Below are 20,216 nucleotides of genomic sequence, written 5' to 3' on the forward strand. Positions count from 1 at the left end.
CAGCGCCCCCAACGTTGGATTCGGACGTTCCAGCTACTGCCGGCTCTCAGCGATCAGCTTGTCGAGTTCATCGCGCAAGCGCGGCAACACGTCGGTGTAACTGAAGCTGCCGACCTTGACGTCCTTCTTCTTGAGATTCACCGTCGACGGACCACACCACAAACCGAGATCGGCGTCGTCGGTTTCGCCGGGGCCATTCACACGGCAGCCCATCACCGCAATGGTGATGCGATGCTGTTGCGCGTAAGTGGTCAGCGCCTTCACCTGCTGCGCCAGTTCGACGAAGGCATCGTTTTCGACGCGCGAACAGCTCGGACAAGAAATGATGTTCAGCCCGGCGCCGAAGTCGGGCACGCTGATGAAGCGCCCGGCGGCAACGTCGGCGATGATCTGGTGGCCGACTTCGACTTCCTCGTGCTTGCGCTCGTTCGGCAACGTGAGCGACACGCGGATGGTGTCGCCGACGTGATTGGCGAGCAGTTTTTCGAACGCCAGCCGACTCTTGATGATGCCGTCGGGCGGCAGCCCGGCTTCAGTGACGCCGAGATGCAACGGGACATCGGGACGCGCTGCGGCGAAGCGCGTGTTGGCGGCGACCACCTTCGCGGGATCGGAGTCCTTGAGCGACACGACGTAGCGATCGAAGCCGGCTTCATCGAGCAGCGCGCAGTGATAGAGCGCCGACTGCACGATCGCTTCGAGTTGGTCGTGCGGATAGCGTTCGAGGAACTCCGGCGCCACCGAGCCGCAGTTGACTCCGACGCGAATCGCGCAATCGCTGTCGCGCGCGACGTCGGCCAGCCAGCGCACCTTCTCGCGCACCGTCTTGTTGCGCTCGACGTGATGCAGGTGGCCCGGGTTGTAACGAATCTTGTCGACGAACGGCCCGACGTCTTTCGCCAGTCGATAGTTCTCCTGCAAATCAACCGACAGCGTCGCGTCGGTCTGACGCCGAATCTCCTTCAACGCCTGCGCGTCCTTGGCGTTGTCGATAGCGATGCGCACAATCGCCGCGCCCGCCCGGGTGAGCTGCGCGGTCTGCGCCACGGTCGCATCGATGTCGCGCGTTTTGGTTGCGCACATGCTCTGCACCGCGATCGGCGCGCCACCGCCAACGGCGACACGGCCGATACAAACCGCGCGTGTCTGCGTACTCATGCGCCGCGAACCGTAGCCGAAGGGATGCGGGCACTCAAGTTGACGGGAAACCAGGCAGCCGCGGAGCTGAGGACGCGATCAGGCGGCCGCCGTGTCCGCGGGTGGGAACAGCCGCGCATGTTCTCGGGAGTGAGTGTCTTCCGGCGCCAGTGATCGGTAGGTTTCCCAATGCGCCCGCGCCTCGGCTTTGCGGCCCAACCAAAACAAGCTCCAGTATAGAAGCGAGTGCGGGATCCACGTGTAGTTCGCCTCGAGCTCCGGGTAAGCACTGGTACGGGGAATCGCCAACGACTCGGTCGCATACTTCACCACGGCCTCGAATTCGCCGCGCCGGCAAGCGGTGGCGGCCAACCGCAGCAACGGCTCGCGGCGCGTCGAGTCGAGTGTGATCGCTCGACGATACGCCTCCTGCGCCTCTGCGACTTGCTCCAGCGCTTCGAGACACTGCCCCACGAAGCACAGCCCTTGCGAACGCTCGGCCGACCAGGCGTCAGCCATCGCGGCGTGCGCTTCGAGCACCGGGATCGCCGAGCGGTACCAGCAATTGTAAAACAGTTCGCGCCCGAGGTAGTGCCACCATCGCGGCTTCTCGGGGCACTCCAATACCTGGAGCGCCAACCCGGCCAAATAATTTCGTGGCTTGTCCTCATCCATGTGGTGGCGGACCGAGAGTTGCGCCGTGTCGCAACGAACCTTCGACGCCGGTTGTGTGTCCGCGCCCGTGATCGCATGCAGCGTTTCGTGAACGCGGCCGTCCCACTGGTACCGCCGCCGATCGGAAAAGCGTGAGATCCGTAGCGCGACGTTGCCGTAGTACTGGTCATACTCGAACGCGCCGACGGCGCCGGATCCGACCCACCGATCGAGGGCATCGAGATCCATCGCCAGCACCTGATCGCTGGCGTCGAGTTGGAGCACGAAGTCGTTCGCGGCCAACGCGCCCGCGTGCTGGCGCGCGTCACCGAAGTGAAACAGCCGCTGCCCGGGCGTGACCAGCGGGCCGTCTTGCTCGTTGGCAAAGCGCCGTTCGATCTCAGCCGCCGCGGTGGGGCTGAGCACCGAGTCGAACCGGTCGTTCACCGCCTCGACACGACATCCGCGCCGGCGCGCCAGTGCGATGGTGTCGTCGGTGCTGCCAGTGTCCACCACCAGCAGCTCGCCGCCGCGTGTGAAGAAATCCTTGAGGCTGTGAAGTAATCGCGGCAGTGCGCACGCCTCGTCACGCGCGAGCACTACGATGGAAAAATTGGGTGCCGATCGAACCCCGGGGTCCACGGGCGGACTATGGGGTCGTCGGCGTGGTGGGCGTGGTTCCCGGCGACGCGGCCAGCGCGGCCGGCGGCGAGATGATCGAGTCGACGACGGGGAGCAGCGCGACCGCCAGACCGAGCCGCAGCACCATCTGCCGCCGCGTCATGTCCGCGGGTTTATGCTCCAACACTGGAGCGTCCAGCGCTTCTTCGAGCAGATGCTTCTCGGCGAACTGGTCTATTGCGCACCACACCAGCGTCTCGGCGGTTTCGGGTTCGAAATCAGAGCCGAGCTGTTGCGCGATCTCGGAAACCGTCCGCTGACCGTCGCACAACACCCAGACGCGCGCGGCAGTGCCGTTTAGGCAATGCACCTCGTTCCGCTCGACGTCATATATCAGCACTTCATCCGGAAGGTCCTGAACGAGCAGTTGTGTCTTTCGAGCCGTTGGTCGGTACATCTCCATGAGACCCTCCGCAACCGGCCGGGTTTGTCTCACGCACCCGAGACCGAGTCAAGGCAGAGCGGCCAGCTCGAGGATGGGCTCGACAACGCTGGCTGCTTCGCCGCGTTCACTGGCGACGACCGGCACCACCGATACGATTCGATGCAACGTGGCCATCACGACTTCCGGGATCCGGCGGGCGGGCACCGTATTGGCGAGCAACGCCAGCAGGCCGTTGCCTGGTGACAAGTGCTGTGGTCGCCATTCGCCATCCGGTCGGAACGTGCTGATGACCACGAGCGCGACGGGGAGCGGCCCGCTGCCCGCGCGCCCGCCCAAGGTGTCGACTGCGTGCTTCGTGAAGCCCGCGCCGCTCTTCTCTCGGATCGAGAGCGGCCGAGCGTAGGGATAGACGCTTCCCGCCGAGTCAAGCACGGCATACTCGTCCGAGTAGTACTCGGCGCCCGCGCGAACCAGCTCGGCGACGAGAGTGGTCTTTCCCGTGAAGCTGCGCCCCGGCAACAGGATTCCCCGCCCGCGCCAACTGACGGCGCCCGCATGCACAAACACATGTTCGGGCGCCATCTCCGCCACGTGGAGCTGCACATCCGATTCGAAGGCACGCAGAACCGCTGGCACTGTCGCGCGCCACGCGAGCAGGCGATCGTTGACGTATACGGAACTCCGAGGTTTGCTCGCCGGATCGTCCGCCTCGACAATCAGTGAGTAGATGCGTCCCGTGTCGCAGTACTCCACGCGCGTCGCCCCGGGTGGAAGATGACACGCCAGGTCGCCGGCGAGATTGGGATCGTTGATCCGCACACCGATGTGGACGCCGTAGGCCACGACCGACAAGGTTACCGGCCACTCGATCCGTTCAAGGAACGCAGCCGGTGGACCCCCAGCGGGTGAAGGCTTGGAGGGTGGGCGCGCAACGGCGCTCACGTCGCGGCTCCCACCGCGTCGACACCAATGCGGTCGGACAAACCGCCGGCGCGCGGCCGCGCGCGGCCCGCGACGAGGTCGACGAACGTCAGGGCCAGGTGTTCCGCCGAATAACGAACCGCGCGCTCAGACGACAAGAACACGCGGATCCGGTCGACGTATCCTTGGTGAACCTCCGCGGGCATGTCCCTCATGAAGGCGTGCAGCGCGGCGTTCGAGCGGAACTCGTTGCGCGCGATGAAGCAGTCCGACGGAATCGAATCGGCGATATCGGGCGCTCCCCAATAGACCGGCACGCACCCCGCTTCGAAGCTGTCGAAAATCTTCCCGGTCACAAATCCGCTCCAACCCTTGACCGTCTCGTAGCAGAAGTTGAACCGGTAGCGCCGCAGGCGATCCACCCTCCTGAGGACGGCGCCGCGATAGTTGGCGTCGACGATCGGATGCCACCCCAAGCCGAAGAGGTCGAACGAATCCGGTTCGGCCTCGGCGAAAAACCGCGCGGCCTCGCGTTCTTCGCTGTAGAGCTCGTCCGGGTGATCGGCGTGGCGGTGCGAGGCGATGAGGGTGCAGAGTTTGCGGTTCTCGAAGGGAACCACCGCGTCGATCATTGGCCGGAGAAACGGAAAGTGGAGTTTGAAATAGCGGACGTTGTCAACGAGATCGTTGCACCACGTGTAGATCCGCCCGAATGGCTGGTGATACTGGGCGTCGAAGTTGAGCGGTGCCGAAATCGGGCCCTTCCAAAGGACGAGACTGAGCATGTCGCGCGAGTACGCCGCGAGCCGTTCGATTTCCCCCGGGCGCACATCGAAGACGACGATGGTGTGCGGGTCCTCGATGTCCGCCAAGGTCTGGGTCTCGCGCACCGTGTAGCCGAGCCGATTGAGGACCGCCCGCATCTGCCGAAACGGTCGACGCCGCTGGTCCACATCGGGTAGCTGGCCGGTGAGCTCGAAGAGACTGTGGCCGACGCCGGTGCCGAGGTAGAACTCGCGCGGTGTGCGTGGGTCGGCCAGACTGGCGACTCGCCCGTACCGGGCCTTGCCGCGGATCTCCATCTCGGTGCGATGCTGCGCCGCCCGATCCACCTTGTCGTCGTTCAGGGGATTCTCGCGGTTGTACAGGTAGAGCACTTCGGCGACGAACCGCGCGCGCGGGCCGGCCATCTCCATCAATGTGAACATGTGCGCCACATCCCCGGCTGTCGCAAAGAATCGCCCGTCACTGTCCTGGACGTCGACCGGGCGGATCCGGTGGTACAGCCCCGCGTAGAACGTGCGCAGATGGGAGGCGACGAACGGATAGTCGCGGAAAGCATTGGCGCTGACGATCTCCGAAGGAATCGGCGCGCAGAATCCCTCACTGCCCTGCGGGAACCGGGTGAACTGTCCCCACGTCACCCACACGTCGGGGTCTTGATATATCGCGTTGAGTCGTGCCAGCACCTGACGGTGAGCCAGAAAGTCGTCGCCGTCGACGAGGACCACGATCTCGCTCGGATCGCAGGAGCGCACGGCGCGGTCGATGTTCGCGGCCGCCCCAGCCCGAAATTCATTTTGGAGGAAGGTGACGCGATCCGCCCGCGCGCGCGCGGCCAGGTGCTCGCCGACCAGACGCGACGTGTCGTCCGTCGACGCATCGTCCACGTAGATCACACGGAACAGCGGATAGTCCTGGTTCAGAACCGAATCGAGGTTCCGCGGACACCACACCGCGTTGTTGTACGACGGTATGACGACCACAAAGGACTTGAGCATTCCCGCCGCGTCCTGGTGTGGTTACGTCGAGCGAGCGATGGTGGCGCGGGCCAAGGCCTTCTGCAGAAGCTCCGCGGGGAGTTGCACATCCCCTCGGAGGCCGGGCGGGTAGTAATCGACGGGGATGAGGAAGGCGGCGATGTCGGTCGCCTGCTCGTCGTGTCCGCCGGTGGTGATGTCGACCGAGAACGAGCCGTCGGGCGAGATCGACGTGGCCGGTGAATCCCAGTACGGCTTGGTCCACCAACCCCCGTTCACTCGGATATACACGGCGACCCGCAGCTTTTCGGGATCGACGTGCCGCACGATCCCCTTGAGGTTGAGAAAACTTCCGTAGGCGGGAACGCTGGTGAACTCGATCGCTTGATTCGCCGCCTCCGGCGCGGGTTCTGTGTCCATCTGAGTTGCGACCGCCACAGTTGATAGCCGGCATCGGATACCAGAGCGGATGTTTTGAATCAATTGGCACCGAGTCCGGCCGAGTGAGTCGGTGATTTTGGATACGGTGTTGACCCAAGCCAGGTGGTTCCTGCTACGATGCCGCGCCAGACGAGACGACCGCCATGCAGATCAACATGACTACCTTCGCTCGACGGAAGTGCCAGTACATTCACGAGACGATGGGGAGCTTGTTGGCGTCAGATTGGATGCGGACCAACCTGCCGATCAATTTGATCGTCGGATCGGAGGACCAGTCGCATCTCGCGGAATACGCCGCGCATCCCTCCGTTCGGATCGTTCCCTGGGACATGAAGACCCTCGACGATCTGCGACGGAACTGCACCCTCAACAAGATCCGCGCGTTGCGGTGGGGAGAGGACGCCGCTACGTTGATCTGCGAGGACGACATCCTGTTTCACCCCACGTGGTTCGCCTCGCTGCAGTTGGCGGCAGCGGAGATGAGAACGGAAACCTACATCCTGAGTCTGTTCGCCGCCAAGCCGGAGCTTGAAGCGGCGCCCCTCATGGAGGGGAAGCGGTGGCTCAAGCGATATCCGATCCCCATACTCCAGGGGGCGCAGGCACTCTTTTATCCCGCCAAGACGATCCGGAACCAAGTGGCGGATTACCTGACGAGAAACATCAACAACGCCTGTGGGGATCACCTGATAGGCCGTTATGCTCGCGACCATGCCGCCCTCTACGTGACGCGGGAGGTTCTCGTCGAGCACATCGGCGCGGTCTCCTGCTTTCCGACCGCGGACGAGAATGGCGGCTGAGGATCGTGCCTGATGATCATCAACATGACGACGATCGCGCTGCGCAGGAAGCACTACATCGACCAGACTCTGGAGAGTCTGTTCCGTTCGGATGGGCGAGACATTCCCGTGAATCTCATCCTCGGGTCGAGCGATACATCGCACGTCGAGAAATACCGGAAGACATTGAATATCGTGAGCTGGGACCAGGAAGCCGAATCGCAAGCGAGAGAAGGTCATCTGCGGCACAACTGCAACGTCAACGCGATCCGCGCCTTGAGTTACGGCGACGACGACCACTGCCTGTGCTGCGAGGACGACATCTTGTTCGACGAACACTGGCTTCGTCAGTTGATGCTGACGGTGGCCGAAATCGAGGGTAAGCACTACGTGCTGAATCTCGGCCAAGGCTCCGATCCATCGCCGGGTAAGCGCTACGCGATCCATACCCAACCCTACCTGTGCGGAGCGCAGGCGATCTTTTATCCCAGCAAGTCAGTCAGAAGAGCGGTTGCGGAATTCGTGCGGCAGAACACCCACTGCGGGATGAACGACCACTTGATTGGCAGGTACGGCAAAGAACACGCCGCATTGTACAACACGACGCCGGCCTTGGTCGGACACCTGGGACAAGTCTCCACCTTTAACCAACCCAGCCCGCCCGCGAAGCGAAGCGAGGACGCCCCGCTCAAGCAGAACAGCGAAACGACACCCGCCAAGCCCGTCGCCGTTGCTGTCCGACGTGTCGATCGCGAGGCTCGGCCACCGGCGACGAAGGTTCCGGATGTCCATCGAATACGCGTGAGCGAGCGAGCCACGTCGGAGGTCTTGGTGGCGCTCTTGCGCGCCTCGCTGGGTACCGGTGCGCAACCTGACGCGACGCGTCTTACGCAATGCGACTGGGCACGCTTGGCGCTTCTCGCGACGCATCATGGACTGGTTCCGATTCTGTACCGTGCGCTGCGTGACCGGGCCGCGAGCGTGCCGGCGGATCGGCTGAAAAACTTCAAGGCGCAATATGTCGCCAACGTGTTTCACAATCAGCTCGCGCAAGCAGGCGTCGAGGAGATCGGCGCGGCCTTCGACAGCGAACGGATTCCGGTCATCGCGATGAAGGGCGCCGCGCTCCAACGCACCCTCTACGACGATCCCGGGCTCCGCGTTGTGGGCGACATCGACCTGCTCGTCGATGAACGCGACGTCGAGCGTGCCGGCGCGCGGTTGCAACACCTGGGCTTGGCGCCGCTCTTGTCGATGGACGCGGACCGCCGCGGCCCACTGTGTCACATCCATCACATCTACCAGCGGCGACAGCCCCGAGCGATCCCGGTGGAGCTGCACTGGCGGCTGTTCGAGCCGTATCAGCCGTACATCTTTGATCTCGAGGCGGTGCGCGCGCAGGCGCGCCCGCTTCCCGGGATGCCGCCCAACGTCTGGGTGATGGCGCCAGAACACGAATTGGCGCACCTGTGTCTGCATCTGGATCGGCACGCGGTGACGTATCGTTCGTTGATCAGTCGCAAGGATTGGTTCGAGTCGCTGCTCCGCCCCCAAGGCCTCGCGCGGTTGCTGTGGCTGTATGACATCGCCCTCTATCTGCGGCAGCGAACCGCGGTCGTCGACTGGGACCGGTTCGTCGATACCGCGCGTCGGTGGGCGATCGACGAACACCTGCATGCGACGTTGGAGCTTGCTCGGCGCGCGCTGGACGCGGGGCCGCCCCCCGAGGTTCTGCGCGCGCTCCATCGCGGCCGCCCGCGCGTCGTCGAACGGATTGCCCACGGTGTGGTGCTGGCATCACATCGCGCCAATGAGTCGCGGAGGAAGGACTCCGCGCGTGGGCGGCGTTTGCGCTGGCTCGCGCGATTGTCCGGTCAGGTGCTCCGCGTCGCTCACACGTGGGTCTCGGTCTTTCCGCCCCGCGCGTACTTGCGCGCCAGGTACTCCACGACGCACACCGCCCTCGCGCTGCGGGTCCGACACCTCCGGGACGTCACGCCCGGGCTGTGGGCGGAAACGCGCGACCGCTTGCGGTCAGTGGTTGCGGTTCGAGGGCACGATCCGCGATGACGAGGCAGAGCCGCCGATCTTATTTTCCGATCGTCTCCGCATACCATTCGGCCAACGTCTTGTACGGCAATTTCCAGTAGTGCTCGACGACGAGCGCGCCGGCCGGCGGCGGCTCCTCCATCGCCTCGATGCGGGTGCGCCCCATGTGTTTCATCAGGTAACAGGCCGTCAAGCTTCCCGCTCGATTGAATCCATTGATGCAGTGATAGTAGACGACCCGATGGTGACCGGTGGCCATCAGGGAATTGATCTCGTCAACAATCGCGCTGAAGTTGAACAGATCGCGTTGAACCTGCCGGCAGTCCGCCGCATCGACGCATCCCTGCACCGGCATCCACATCAGCGCTCCCGCCTCGCCCGATACGCGTAAGCCGTATAGAGCGAAGATATTCAGTTTGCGGGCATGCGGTGGCCAGACCGTCGGAGCGTTTCCTGCGCCAAAGGCCGTGAACTCCGCTTGGAGCTCGGGCATCTCGCGTTGGTTGTCGAGCAGGGAGACGACAACGAGCGTATAGTCGGCCAGGCGGAATGGGGCGGCGTCGGCATCGCGGATCACGAGTTCCCGCAATCGCGAGTCGAGCGCGGCGTAAGCAAAGGACCCATCGGTGTTCAATAGTAGGTTGCCTCTGACCAGAACGTTTCCGTTGCCGGTTCGCGGATTCTGTTGAACCACATAGGTTCGGGCGGGATCATAGGTTGTTGATGGAGTCATCGCTTCCCCAGTTCCTCGTACGCGCGTTGAATGTCGACGGCTTTGCGGTGCGCCAACTGTTGCAACTCCTCACCGAGATCCGCGACGCGATCGGGATGGTAGCGCTTCATCTGTTCGCGATAGGCGTGGGTGATCTCGTCGCGGGTCGCACCGCGTTCGATGCCCAGCACGCGGTGCGGATCCCATTCGCCGTCGCTCGACCCGGCGGACGGCCGGCGTGGCGGATTCGTCAGCCGCAGTTGCCTACGCGCCCAGAAGATAAACCCCAGCAGGACCGCGAGATCGTCGAGCAAGCCGATCAGGCCGAGGCGATCGGGGATCAAATCGATCGGCGACCGGATGTAGAGCAGCACCGCCAGGCCGACCGCGCCGATGCGCAGCCAGGTCATCGCTCTTTCGGTCGATCGAGCTGCTTGAGGTAGCGGAAGAACTCGCTGTTGGGCGAGAGGATCAGCGTGGTGCCGTCGGTGACCGAGTTGCGGTACGCCTCCAGCGTCCGCACCAACTGGTAGAAATCGATGTCGCGTCCGTAGGCGTCGGCGAAGATCTTCACCGCTTGCGCGTCACCCTTGCCGCGGGTGATCTCGGCTTGCTTGCGCGCCTCGGCGGTCAGGATTTGCACTTCCTTGTCCGACTCGGAGCGAATCTTGCGTGCTTCCTCGTCGCCTTCGGCACGGAACTTCTTCGCCAGCCGCTCGCGCTCGGTGCGCATGCGGTTGAACACATTCTGCTCGTTCTTCTCCGGCAAGTCGGCGCGCTTGATGCGCACGTCGGTGACCTCGATGCCGTAGTCACGCGCCTTGGTGTCGCTCTCCTTGGTGATTTCAGCCATCACCTCGGTGCGCTTCTCGTTCATGATCTCGCGCAACGTGTGGCGGCCGAGGTTTTCGCGCACGATCGAATAGATCACATCGTCGAGCCGCGATTGCCCGCCGGCTTCGTTGCGCACCGTGCGATAAAACTGGAGTGGGTCGCGGATGCGCCAGCGCGAGAAGTTGTCGACCAGCAACTGCTGCTTGTCCTTGGTCAGCACTTCCTTCGGCGCCGAGTCGTACGCGAGCAAGCGCCGATCGAAGTACAGGACGTTCTGAATCAGCGGCAGCTTGAAGTAGAGGCCGGGCTCTTGCACCGTGCGCACGGGTTCACCGAGTTGGACGACGATCGCTTGCTCCCACTGCGGCACGGTGTAAGCGACCAGGTTCCAGCCGCCGACGACGGCAGCCAACAGGAGAAGGATGGGGATCCAGCGTCGGTCCATTACTGCTTCCCCGCTTCGGCGGGCTTCAATTTGATCACTTGATCGAGCGGCAGATACGGCACGACCTGCTTGCCGGCTACGTCATCGAGCAAGATCTTGTTCATGCGTGGCAACACTTGCTCCATGGTTTCGATGTAGAGGCGCAGCCGCGTCACGTCCTTCGCCTTCTCGTATTCCTGCTGCAGCGCGATGAAGCGCTGCGCCGCACCGCTGGCGTCCTGGATCTTCGCGGCGCTGTAGCCCTCGGCTTCGTTGATCAACTGCGCCGCCTGACCGCGTGCCTTCGGCACGACATCGTTGGCGTAGCCGCGCGCTTCGTTGATCAGCCGCTCTTTGTCTTGCTGCGCGCTGATGACGTCCTTGAACGCGTCCGACACCTGATCGGGCGGATCGACGTCTTGCAGCTTGAGCGTCACCACTTCGAGGCCGACCTGGTACTCGTCGAGGATGTGCTGCAGCAACGCTTGCGCGTCTTGCTGGATCTGCTCCTTGCCTTCGGTCAGCGCGTTGTCGATGGCGTTGCGGCCGAGCACCTCACGCATCGCGGCTTCGGCGGCGTCGCGCACGGTGCCTTCGGGATCGCGCACGTTGAACAGAAACTCGGTGGCGCCGGTGGCACCGGTCTTCACTTTGAATTGCACGATGAACTGCAGCTTGACGATGTTCTCGTCGCCGGTAAGCATCAACGCTTCGGGATCGACGTCGCGATAGCGCGCCGGCGGCCCGACCGACACGGTACGGAAGCCGAACTCTTCTTTGCGAATTTGCGTCACCGCCGGCTTCATCACTTCTTCGAACGGCCACGGCAGATGATACCCCGGCCCCGGCTCGGCCTCGCGCACCACGCGGCCGAAGCGCAGCACGATGCCACGCTCGTCGGGGGCGATGATGTAGATGCCGCTCAGCGCATACAGCAGCAGTCCGATGACGACGATGAGCCACGGGTTGAAGCGCGTCGGCCCGCCCTGGCTGAAGCGCTCGCGCACACGATCGAAGATCTTCTGGATCTCGACCAGCGGATCCGGGGGAAACTCGTTGGGATTGGGCATGGAGACGCGACACCTATAGCGGTATCGGTCACCCGACGCTAGCTGGAGCCAGACTCTTCTCCTCTTGCGCTCGACCCCGGTCACCCGGGTATGCTGACCGTATGAGCACGTTCATCCTGCGACGATCGTCGTGGCTCGGGCTGCTGGCTGTTGGGGTCGTCGGTTGCGCGCAACACCGGCCACCGCAGGTCGTGCTGCCCGGCCTGCCGACGAACCTCAGCGAACTCGCAACTCGCTACCCGCTGGCGCCAGGGCAACCGGTGCGCGCCGAGCGTCTCGGCGCAACGGCGCACGTCAGCTACCACTTCGTGCAACTCGCGCCGGGTGCGGGCGAGCGCCCCCATCTACACGCGCAACACGATCTGATCGCGACCATACTACACGGCCGCGGCACGCAGTGGATCGGCGAGCAGTCGATCGAAATGCGAGCCGGCGACAGCGCGACCATCCCCGCCGGCACCCCGCACAGTTTCGTCAACACCGGCGACTGTCCATCCGCCGCGCTGGTGATCTTCAGCCCGCCGTACGATGGCAGCGATCAGGTGTTTCTGGATGTGAAGTGACGATGCAGGTCAAGCACCGCTCCCTCGCCCCCTGGGAGAGGGTCGGGGTGAGGGTTCCTTGCGCTACTACACAACGAGATACCGATAGAGCGGGTTGTCGCGCCCAAGCTCGGCGATCAAGTCGAACATCTTCTGGCCGAACTGCGTCCCTTCTCTGGAACGCGCGCGGCGGTACCGACTACGCCCGAATTGGCGGAGCAAATCTTTCTTCGGTGCCTCCGTCTCGCGCAGGAATGCCGCGTAGCAATCGAGTAGTTCGTCGATCTGTCGCCTCACTTCCGAGTTGCGCGCGAAACGTGTCGCGATCCAGGCCATGCGGTCCAGCGGCCTTGCGCGCACCATCTTGAGGACGGTCTCCCTACTGACGTTGTTACCACCCAGCTTCGTTGCTGCGAGCAGGTAGGCCACGGCCGAGAAGCACATCATGCATCGGCTGAACCGCAGCTTGTAACTTCGCAGCCGGCGATCGGGGTCATCGGTGCCTTCCTCATCGGGAAGATTCTTCGCCTCGTAGTTGAGGAGCACGATGCGCCAGTACCGCACGATGTCGTTCAGCAGGATGATCGGTAGGTAGTCGTGTTGGTGGCCCTGGTAGTTCCGCCAGTAGATGTCGATGACCTGCTCTACCGCCTTGCGATACGCCGCATCGCCAAGAATGGGCGTGCTTTCGAGCAGCAGGAGCATGCGTGCGGTGAACGTGTTCTCGGTATCGTCCTGCGGCTTGCCGAAATTGTTGGTGAGGTCTGCCACTGTATGCATCTTGAGGAACTTGCCTTCGCCGGATGGCTCGGGGAGCCCGCAAGCGTCGGTCGCGCGGATGATCGCGCTCTGGATGATGACGGTATCGAGGTTTGACGGGGCGGCACCGACACGCAGAACGAATGCGTCGAGATCGCTGAACTTTGAAAGTTCGCCGCGGCCACCCGATCCGGTCGCGTAGATGCAGGTGTGCGTGCCCAGGACCTTCTTACGATCACTACCGAGGTGCTTCCGAAGTTCCCGCCGGAATCCATTCAGCCGCCGGTTTGTTTGCGCTTGGCGAAGCTGGAAGATTCTCCGACCGCCGGTCACTTGGGCTGCCACGTGAAAATCTTGGCGAAGATCTCTGCCTGCTCGATCGCGTCGTCGAGCGCGTTATGGGTGTGCGCATGCTTGGCCCGTAGTTCTGGCGGCAACTGGCTCCTCCCAGAAACGGCAATCGGCATTCCCGCTTTCACGGCGTAGGCGGTCTTGAGATCGAAGCAGCGCGAGTGGTTGAAGGGTGAACCGGTCTCCGAAAAATTCGTGAAGTACCAATACAGCCAAGCCCAATCGAAACTCAGCGGGTACGCGACAAGAATCGGGACACCGTCCCCCGCTTGATCGTGGAGCCATTTGGCGGCGTTGGTCATCGCCACGCGCGGATCCTGGCCTTCACGCTTCAAGCGCTCGCGGTCGATGCCGTTGACGCGCAGCGCCTCCGCTTGAAACTGCTCCGATATGGGACGGACTTCCGCACAGAAGGGATTTTCATAGTTCCGCGGCGGTTCGAACGTTCGACCATCGAAGCGGCCGGCCGGAACGATCGCGAACGAGAGCATCGAGTAAGGCCCAGGGATCGGACCGTCGGTCTCAACGTCCGCCGAGAAATACACGTCCACTAGTGTCTGATCGGTGCGCGCCTTCTGCCGAGTCTTGGGTGCTGCATCCGGGCCAGCCGATTGGCTTGTCCCTTTTGCCCACAGCGAAGCCATCAGTTCCTTCGATACCGCACGATTCACGCGAAGTCGAACACGATCGCCACCCTCTTCAATTTCAGAATGTCTTGCCCTCGGTCGCACTGCTTTTGCTTCCCCGGCGCGCAAAGCCCCCTCCGCTCCCTCGCCCCCTGGGAGAGGGTCGGGGTGACGGCTCCGACTTCGCCCGCTCCGCGCGAATCCGCTCCAGCAACACCGACGCCGGTTCGTGGTCGCGGCCTTCTAAACACGGCCATGTCATTTGAAGCGCAGCTTCGTGCCTTTTGGATAGCTCCGCTTCTTCTTCCGCGTCGTGCCGTCAATCTCGATCTGCCCTGCCGTCTCCATGGGCACAAGCGCACCCTTCTTCACATGACCCGTGTGATAGTCGGTCTTGTCGGAGCCAACGAATTCCAAGACCCGTTCGATCCGAACCCATCCCTTCCCCTCAAACTCGTCGCGCAGCACCTTCTTCAACGGCTCATAGTCGACCGTCTGCAGGCCGAGCGTAAGCTGCCTGGAGTGCGTTCCGTGGAAGGCGAACTCGCCAAACGGCGCGACCTTCCAGATCGCCTGCTTCATGCGGTCCGCGCCTACCCAGCTCTTGGTCGCGAAAAAGATGGCGTAGACAAGGCGGTTCTGTTCGTAAAGATCGAAGTGGACCACATGCGTTGCGCCGGCTTGCCGCAGCTGCTGAATGTAGAGACCGTAGAAGAAGTCCCTTCTTGCGATCGGGTCAGAAATGCCGATGCCGGCACGCCAGGCGTCGCCGCCAAACAGATCGGTGAGATGATGCTCGAACTCGGGAGCAGTCTTGAAGCGGTTGATCGCCTCGTACATGAATGAAGCGTAGATCTCCGCCTTGGGGTTTCGGAGAATACGCCGCACGACATCCATCGGCGTCCCGGACACGCCGAAGGGATCGATCATCACGAACGCCGGCGCCAGATGCTTCGCGTCGGCATCGAGTCGGTCCAGCACCTTGGCCATCGTCTCGTCGAAGCGGCCTTCGATCACCTCGACGATGCATGATGCCGGCAAACCTGGTTTCCATGCTTCGACGAGCGTGCGGAGATGTTGCACCCGGTCAGGTTCGCTCTCGATGAAATTGAACACCACCTCGCCCTTGATGATCTGCCGCGCCTTGTGGTCCTTGAGTGCGCGCAGCGCGATCAATGGAGAGCCCTCTTCATGATCCTTGTATTCTCCTGGGCCAGCGAATCCGTCGATGAACAGAATGCGGCCATGCTGCGAACCCAAAATCGGGAACCAGGCGTCGAGGTAGTTTTTGAGGACGAGATGTTTGCCCCGGCTGTGAGGTTCGAGCGGCCAGAGTTTCGTCTTTGGGCTCGCCACCTGTGCTACCGGTTCCTACAGGCTCAGGTGCTCGGCGGCCGGTATGGGCGGCAGTTCTCGCCACAGTCGCCCGTCGAGTGTGGCAGCATCACCGCTCCGCTTGTCACGCCGGCCACCCAGTTGCTTCAAAAAGAAGGCGACACCCTGGGTAGTGCATTGATCGCGAACGTGGCGTGCCCAAGCCTCACGCATCGGCCGCGCACGACGACCGGACTCTCCGCCCACGATCACCCAGTCGATTCCCGAAAGGTCGATCAGTCCGAGATCTTCGAGCAATGGTTCAATGGACAAGAACCGCACTGCAGCGGGCGTTGTCCGCAGCGCATCGATGCGCGGCAAGCCGTGCCGTTGATTCTCGACGCTCACGCCAAACCACACGTGGGGAAGCTGAGCCATCCAAGCCAGTTCGTCGCGGAGTAAGTCACGCATTCGTTCGTGCCGCTTTGTGAGTACTTGATACGTGTGCCAATGCGCCGCGGCCATGACGCGGCCAACTTCCGCGATGTACGCGGCGGACACGCGTTCGTGGAAGAGATCGCTCATCGAGTTGACGAAGATGCGGCGCGGCGAGCGCCAATAGAGCGGCTGGTTCAGTTTCTCGGAGACCAGTCGGAGATCGAAGCCTTGCTCGAACGGATGCCCAGGAACGCCGCGGAACCGTTCGGCGAAAGTCTCCGCGTAGCAGTGCTTGCAGCCCGGGCTGATCTTGGTGCAGCCCCGCACTGGGTTCCACGTCGCGTCAGTCCACTCGATAGCGCTGCGGTCACTCATTTGGCCTGCTGGCGAAGATACAGCGAAGCGCGACCGTTCTCAACTGATGCCATCCTCGATATCTCACAGACATCGGATCGACTGGACTGCTCGACGCACAGGTCCGATGAAATCCTTGCCAACGCCACAGTATCCCGTCTGTGTTTGGCACGCAGTATACTGTTCCCAGAGCGCCTCAAGTCGCAGCGGAAATTCGGCGGCTGTCCCATCATAAAACCGCCGTCCCTTCTCCAACCAGAGGATGCGCCCGCTTTGCGCCCCGAGAAAGTGTTCGAGGGCAGTCTCCAGTCGTTCAGGATCGCTGCCGGTCATCAGAGTGAGGTGCTTCTCGACGGCGACGTCGATAAGGTCGCCTGCCAATTTCGGATCATCAGCGAGGAAGAGTGTCGCCTCCGCATCTTCTCGGTTGCGAAGGGCGACGATGTCGTGAGCTTCCCCGCCTTGTCGAAGGGCGGTCCAGCGCGGGCTGCGAAATAGTGTAGCGATTCGAAATCGTTGCTCGCGACCTTCGAAGTTCGGAAGTTCGAGATCCTCGCCCGGAGTGGGGCCGAACGAAAACATCGCCACGACGGCGTCGGTTAACGCCGACTTCCCATTCCCGTTGTCTGCGAGAACAAAGATTCGGTCGCCCGAGAATATTTGGAGCTTCGATACTTCGAGCGCCAGATCGCGTTTGCACTCCTGCCGCCGTTCGTCGTTTGCGAGAGTAATGCCCGAAGCGTCGAGAACAATGCTTCGCTCAGGGATCATAACGGCGGACGCCGGCACCGGGTGTTCATGTTTGGCGACTGTGCGGTGTTGCCCGCGCAGCGCCAGCTCCGCTCCCTCGCCCTCTGGGAGAGGGTCGGGGTGAGGGCTCCCGCGTCCGCTCCACCCGAATCCGGTCCAGCAACACCGACGCCGGTTCGTAGTCGCGGCCTTCGCGGCGGGCGAGTTCGGCTTCGGTCGGGACCAGTTCACCGCGGAAGGCTTTGGCGAGGATCGCTTGTGTCAGTTTCTCCGCGCGCATCGTCGACGCAGCGATGCGCTGCTCGATCGCGTCGGCAAGCTTGAAGAGCGCGTCGATGCGGCGGACGATTTCGTGTTGCTCGGCGAGGGGTGGGAGGGCAATTGGGACCGCGCGCGCATCCTCAACGTTGACTCGCGGCATATCCATCCCAAAGTAACGATCTTTCAGCCAGCTCTGCGCGTGGACGCACGCGAGGTAAGCGGCGAGGTACTCGGTCGTGATTGAAGTAGCCGGGCGGATGCGAACCATCCCTTGTGTGATGTTGGCACCCTCGATTCCCGTGGGTACGGTCGCAACGCGTAGATTCCGGATGATGCAGAGAAGGACATCACCTGCCTTCAGCGATGACCGACTGTGTTTCTGCGCTATGTCTAGCTTCGTATGCCGAAGCTCGTTGACGTTGAGCGTTCCGTCTTCAAGCACGTCCTGCTGCCGAACATACGGGACTCCATCGGGGAACTCTGGCCCGGGTAGAACGATGCCGTAAGTAATCACAGTGCCCGGTTCCGCGACTTCGTCCGCACGGTAGTACTCCCAAGACGATGGCAATTCCGGCATTTCATCCAAGGGCAGCTCACCTTCGAGAGACAGATTGGCGCCGCGGCGTCCCCTCTGACGAGTTGAAGCGGGCTTTCTGCATGCACGTGGATCTGTCCTGACATCCGGGTGTGATTCCCGCCACTCCTCCGTCAGCCGCCCCGAGCACGCGGCGGCGAGGACGGATTGGCGGAAGCGCTTCAGGATCGCTGGCACCTTTGCGAGTCGCTCGCGCGCGGCGTTCACGTGCGCCAGCAACACCTCGACCTGCGCGACGATGCGCTGCTGCTCGGCGAGGGGTGGGAACAGAACACGGATCGCACCAACATCCTTGAGAGAGATATTGTTCATCCCGCCGCCGCGGGCCTGTGCGTCGATTTGCTTCTCAGCGAGAGCCGATGAGAGCTGGTATCGGAGGAACTGCGGTGTGAGATGAGACTGCGTACCTCGGATGATAGCCAACGCTTGATTCGTATTGGCAGGTACGTCGTTGCACGTCACTAGGCAAGTCGCGCCGATCGTGCCAGCAATCGAGATCAAGATGTCACCTGCTTCAAGCATCGAGCGCCTCTGGTTTTCGTGCGCCGCTTGAGAGATGTGATGCTTGATGGACTTCTGGTCGACACTGCCGTCCCGGATGTTCTCGACTTTGACGAATCGAACGCCGCGATCCTCGAACTTGAAGCCATAGGACGTTGGCGTTGAACCCTTGGTTATCCGCGTGGCAAGTTCAGCTAAATTGGCTGCGGCCCAAGCATCCGGCAGCTCGCTCCGCTCCCTCGCCCCCTGGGAGAGGGCGGGGGTGAGGGCTTGCTTGCGAGCACCGGACTTCACGCGAATGGTCTCCGAAGTCTCGACGGCTGCGACGGAGCCCTCACCCTAGCCCTCTCCCAGGGGGCGAGGGGACCGGAGCCGGAGCGGACTTGGAATCGGCGGCGCCGTTTTCGAGTAGTGCGAGCACCGCGTTTAGCTCATCGACGGCGCCCGCCAACTCTGCGATCGCGTCGGTGGCGAGCTCTTCCGGCTCAGGCAGATCGTCCACGTCTTCGAGCGACTCGTCCTTGAGCCATTTGAAGCTGTCGAGTTTGAAGTCGCGCTGCTTCACCTCGCTGATGTGGAAGCTGCGCCAGCGATCGTCTTTCGAGTCGGACGGCTTGCGCTTGGATCGGCCATTCGGATCGGCGCCGTAGCATTTGTCGAACGCGGCGAAGTGCGCCGGCGCCAGCGGGCGGTCCTTCTTGGTGATGCCGGGGACGTTGGTGCGAGCGTCATAGATCCACACCGTCTCGGTCGGCGCGCCCTTGGTGAAGAAAACGACGTTGGCTTTCACACCGGGGCTGTACGGCGTAAACGTTCCGCGCGGCAAGCGCAGGACGGTGTGCAGAACGCAGTCCTTGGTGATGATCTCGAACACCTCGCCCGCCTGATCGGCGAACAAGCAGTTGTCGGGCAGCACGACCGCGGCGCGGCCGCCCGGCTTGAGGATGGTCAGGACGTGCTGGAGGAAATTGAGCTGCTTGTTCGAGGTCTCGATGGTGAAGTCGTCGCGCGCCGGCGCTTGATTCGCGCCCTTGGTACCGAACGGCGGATTGGTGAGCACAACGTCGAAGCGCTGGCCCGACGGCGGCTCGTAGATCGCGTCGCCCAACGCGATGTGCGGCTCGATGCCGTGCAGGTACAGATTCATCAGCGCCAAACGTCGCGGGCGCGGGACGAGGTCTTGACCGAAGTATGTGTCCTTCTTCACCCGCTTCGCGGTCTCGCGATCGAGCGCCCCGCCCTTGGATGCTTCGATCAACCACTCGTACGCAGCTACGAGAAACCCACCGGTGCCGCACGCCGGATCGCTGATGGTAAACTCGCGATGCGCGCGCGGATCGGGCTTCATGCAGCGCACGATCGACTGGATCAAGATGCGCGGAGTGAAGTACTGCCCGGCGCCCTTCTTGCCTTCGCTGGCGGCCTTCTCCAGCAGGCCCTCGTACGCGGCGGCCTTCACATCGACACCGAGCGTGGTCCATTCGGTCTCGTCGATCAGGCTGACCAGCCGCTTCAGGTTCACCGGATTGTTGAAGCGCGACTGCGCACCCGAATAGATGTCGCCGAGAATGCCGGGCGACTTACCGAGGGTGCGGAGCACGTCGACGTAGTGATCGATGAGATCGGTGCCGCTGCGATCGCGCAGCGTCGGCCAGTCGCAAGTTTTGGGAAGCGTGACGCCGCGCTCGTCGGCCATTTTGAGGAACAGCAGGTAGGTGATCTGCTCGATGTAGTCGCCGTAGTCGACGCCGTCGTGGCGCAGGGTATGGCAGAAGCCCCAGAGCTTCTGGACGACGTCGGTCATCGGATCGGAGCCCTCACCTGTTGCTGTGTGCGCACCATGACGGAGCCCTCACCCTAACCCTCTCCCAGAGGGCG

General features: G+C 62.8%; 20 protein-coding genes. 3 read left to right on the forward strand and 17 right to left on the reverse strand.

What is annotated here, in order from left to right; genetic code table 11:
• Window positions 1–33: 33 nt before the first annotated feature.
• The 6 genes from ispG to HYR72_06745 all read right to left on the reverse strand — a co-directional run bounded on the left by ispG (window position 34) and on the right by HYR72_06745 (window position 5,958).
• A complete protein-coding gene (gene ispG, locus HYR72_06720; GenBank protein ID MBI1814651.1) occupies window positions 34–1,158 on the reverse strand; it encodes a (E)-4-hydroxy-3-methylbut-2-enyl-diphosphate synthase in 1,125 nt (374 codons plus the stop codon).
• A gap of 78 nt (window positions 1,159–1,236) precedes the next feature.
• Window positions 1,237–2,433, reverse strand: a complete 1,197-nt coding sequence (locus HYR72_06725; GenBank protein ID MBI1814652.1) for a hypothetical protein — start codon at window positions 2,431–2,433, stop codon at window positions 1,237–1,239.
• 7 nt (window positions 2,434–2,440) lie between these two features.
• Entirely contained in the window at window positions 2,441–2,875 is a 435-nt protein-coding gene (locus HYR72_06730; protein MBI1814653.1) for a PqqD family protein, read from the reverse strand.
• Between the two features lie 48 nt (window positions 2,876–2,923).
• Window positions 2,924–3,799 (reverse strand): hypothetical protein, encoded by an 876-nt coding sequence (locus HYR72_06735; GenBank protein ID MBI1814654.1) that lies wholly within the window; start codon window positions 3,797–3,799, stop codon window positions 2,924–2,926.
• Window positions 3,796–5,559, reverse strand: a complete 1,764-nt coding sequence (locus tag HYR72_06740; protein ID MBI1814655.1) for a glycosyltransferase family 2 protein — start codon at window positions 5,557–5,559, stop codon at window positions 3,796–3,798. Before HYR72_06740 ends, HYR72_06735 begins: the two co-directional genes overlap by 4 nt.
• 21 nt (window positions 5,560–5,580) lie before the next feature.
• Entirely contained in the window at window positions 5,581–5,958 is a 378-nt protein-coding gene (locus HYR72_06745) for a hypothetical protein (GenBank protein ID MBI1814656.1), read from the reverse strand.
• A 248-nt stretch (window positions 5,959–6,206) separates the two neighbouring features.
• Here HYR72_06745 and HYR72_06750 point away from each other — a divergent pair, with 248 nt between their 5' ends.
• Complete coding sequence (locus tag HYR72_06750) at window positions 6,207–6,779, forward strand: hypothetical protein (GenBank protein MBI1814657.1); 573 nt, start codon at window positions 6,207–6,209, stop codon at window positions 6,777–6,779.
• Between the two features lie 12 nt (window positions 6,780–6,791).
• Entirely contained in the window at window positions 6,792–8,828 is a 2,037-nt protein-coding gene (locus HYR72_06755) for a nucleotidyltransferase family protein (GenBank protein ID MBI1814658.1), read from the forward strand.
• A gap of 19 nt (window positions 8,829–8,847) precedes the next feature.
• Here the strand turns inward: HYR72_06755 and HYR72_06760 are convergent, their stop codons facing one another.
• The 4 genes from HYR72_06760 to hflK are packed head-to-tail and all read right to left on the reverse strand — an operon-like array spanning window position 8,848 to window position 11,847.
• The gene (locus HYR72_06760) at window positions 8,848–9,540 is read right to left on the reverse strand and encodes a dual specificity protein phosphatase family protein (protein MBI1814659.1); all 693 of its coding nucleotides are present in this window, start codon (window positions 9,538–9,540) and stop codon (window positions 8,848–8,850) included.
• Window positions 9,537–9,929 (reverse strand): J domain-containing protein, encoded by a 393-nt coding sequence (locus tag HYR72_06765; GenBank protein MBI1814660.1) that lies wholly within the window; start codon window positions 9,927–9,929, stop codon window positions 9,537–9,539. The genes HYR72_06760 and HYR72_06765 overlap by 4 nt, the downstream gene beginning before the upstream one ends.
• Window positions 9,926–10,798: a protease modulator HflC gene (gene hflC / locus HYR72_06770; protein MBI1814661.1), complete on the reverse strand. Its 873-nt coding sequence runs from the start codon at window positions 10,796–10,798 to the stop codon at window positions 9,926–9,928. Before hflC ends, HYR72_06765 begins: the two co-directional genes overlap by 4 nt.
• A complete protein-coding gene (hflK, locus tag HYR72_06775; protein ID MBI1814662.1) occupies window positions 10,798–11,847 on the reverse strand; it encodes an FtsH protease activity modulator HflK in 1,050 nt (349 codons plus the stop codon). The genes hflC and hflK overlap by 1 nt, the downstream gene beginning before the upstream one ends.
• A gap of 101 nt (window positions 11,848–11,948) precedes the next feature.
• Here hflK and HYR72_06780 point away from each other — a divergent pair, with 101 nt between their 5' ends.
• Window positions 11,949–12,410, forward strand: coding sequence for a cupin domain-containing protein (locus HYR72_06780; protein MBI1814663.1), 462 nt, complete (start codon window positions 11,949–11,951; stop codon window positions 12,408–12,410).
• Between the two features lie 66 nt (window positions 12,411–12,476).
• Here HYR72_06780 and HYR72_06785 read toward each other — a convergent pair whose 3' ends face one another.
• The 7 genes from HYR72_06785 to HYR72_06815 all read right to left on the reverse strand — a co-directional run bounded on the left by HYR72_06785 (window position 12,477) and on the right by HYR72_06815 (window position 20,142).
• Entirely contained in the window at window positions 12,477–13,493 is a 1,017-nt protein-coding gene (locus HYR72_06785; GenBank protein ID MBI1814664.1) for a hypothetical protein, read from the reverse strand.
• Window positions 13,478–13,990 carry an exonuclease gene (locus tag HYR72_06790; protein ID MBI1814665.1) on the reverse strand — a complete coding sequence of 171 codons (513 nt, stop codon included), beginning with the start codon at window positions 13,988–13,990 and terminating at the stop codon, window positions 13,478–13,480. Before HYR72_06790 ends, HYR72_06785 begins: the two co-directional genes overlap by 16 nt.
• Window positions 13,991–14,383: 393 nt before the next feature.
• The gene (gene tcmP, locus HYR72_06795; GenBank protein ID MBI1814666.1) at window positions 14,384–15,481 is read right to left on the reverse strand and encodes a three-Cys-motif partner protein TcmP; all 1,098 of its coding nucleotides are present in this window, start codon (window positions 15,479–15,481) and stop codon (window positions 14,384–14,386) included.
• Window positions 15,482–15,496: 15 nt separating this feature from the next.
• Window positions 15,497–16,252, reverse strand: a complete 756-nt coding sequence (locus tag HYR72_06800) for a phage Gp37/Gp68 family protein (GenBank protein ID MBI1814667.1) — start codon at window positions 16,250–16,252, stop codon at window positions 15,497–15,499.
• 63 nt (window positions 16,253–16,315) lie between these two features.
• Entirely contained in the window at window positions 16,316–17,020 is a 705-nt protein-coding gene (locus HYR72_06805; protein MBI1814668.1) for a hypothetical protein, read from the reverse strand.
• Between the two features lie 7 nt (window positions 17,021–17,027).
• On the reverse strand, window positions 17,028–18,632 hold the full coding sequence (locus HYR72_06810; protein MBI1814669.1) for a restriction endonuclease subunit S: 1,605 nt from the start codon (window positions 18,630–18,632) through the stop codon (window positions 17,028–17,030).
• Window positions 18,633–18,672: 40 nt separating this feature from the next.
• Entirely contained in the window at window positions 18,673–20,142 is a 1,470-nt protein-coding gene (locus HYR72_06815; GenBank protein ID MBI1814670.1) for an SAM-dependent DNA methyltransferase, read from the reverse strand.
• Window positions 20,143–20,216: the final 74 nt, after the last annotated feature.

The sequence above is a fragment of the Deltaproteobacteria bacterium genome, assembly GCA_016178705.1.
In the GTDB taxonomy this organism is placed as follows: domain Bacteria; phylum Desulfobacterota; class Binatia; order HRBIN30; family JACQVA1; genus JACOST01.

Coding starts and splice junctions, on each gene's coding strand:
- ispG (MBI1814651.1), bottom strand. CDS start 1,158: ATGAGTACGCAGACACGCGCGGTTTGTATCGGCCGTGTCGCCGTTGGC.
- HYR72_06730 (MBI1814653.1), bottom strand. CDS start 2,875: ATGGAGATGTACCGACCAACGGCTCGAAAGACACAACTGCTCGTTCAG.
- HYR72_06740 (MBI1814655.1), bottom strand. CDS start 5,559: ATGCTCAAGTCCTTTGTGGTCGTCATACCGTCGTACAACAACGCGGTG.
- HYR72_06745 (MBI1814656.1), bottom strand. CDS start 5,958: ATGGACACAGAACCCGCGCCGGAGGCGGCGAATCAAGCGATCGAGTTC.
- HYR72_06750 (MBI1814657.1), top strand. CDS start 6,207: ATGCGGACCAACCTGCCGATCAATTTGATCGTCGGATCGGAGGACCAG.
- HYR72_06755 (MBI1814658.1), top strand. CDS start 6,792: ATGATCATCAACATGACGACGATCGCGCTGCGCAGGAAGCACTACATC.
- HYR72_06760 (MBI1814659.1), bottom strand. CDS start 9,540: ATGACTCCATCAACAACCTATGATCCCGCCCGAACCTATGTGGTTCAA.
- HYR72_06765 (MBI1814660.1), bottom strand. CDS start 9,929: ATGACCTGGCTGCGCATCGGCGCGGTCGGCCTGGCGGTGCTGCTCTAC.
- hflC (MBI1814661.1), bottom strand. CDS start 10,798: ATGGACCGACGCTGGATCCCCATCCTTCTCCTGTTGGCTGCCGTCGTC.
- hflK (MBI1814662.1), bottom strand. CDS start 11,847: ATGCCCAATCCCAACGAGTTTCCCCCGGATCCGCTGGTCGAGATCCAG.
- HYR72_06780 (MBI1814663.1), top strand. CDS start 11,949: ATGAGCACGTTCATCCTGCGACGATCGTCGTGGCTCGGGCTGCTGGCT.
- HYR72_06790 (MBI1814665.1), bottom strand. CDS start 13,990: ATGCTCTCGTTCGCGATCGTTCCGGCCGGCCGCTTCGATGGTCGAACG.
- HYR72_06800 (MBI1814667.1), bottom strand. CDS start 16,252: ATGAGTGACCGCAGCGCTATCGAGTGGACTGACGCGACGTGGAACCCA.
- HYR72_06815 (MBI1814670.1), bottom strand. CDS start 20,142: ATGACCGACGTCGTCCAGAAGCTCTGGGGCTTCTGCCATACCCTGCGC.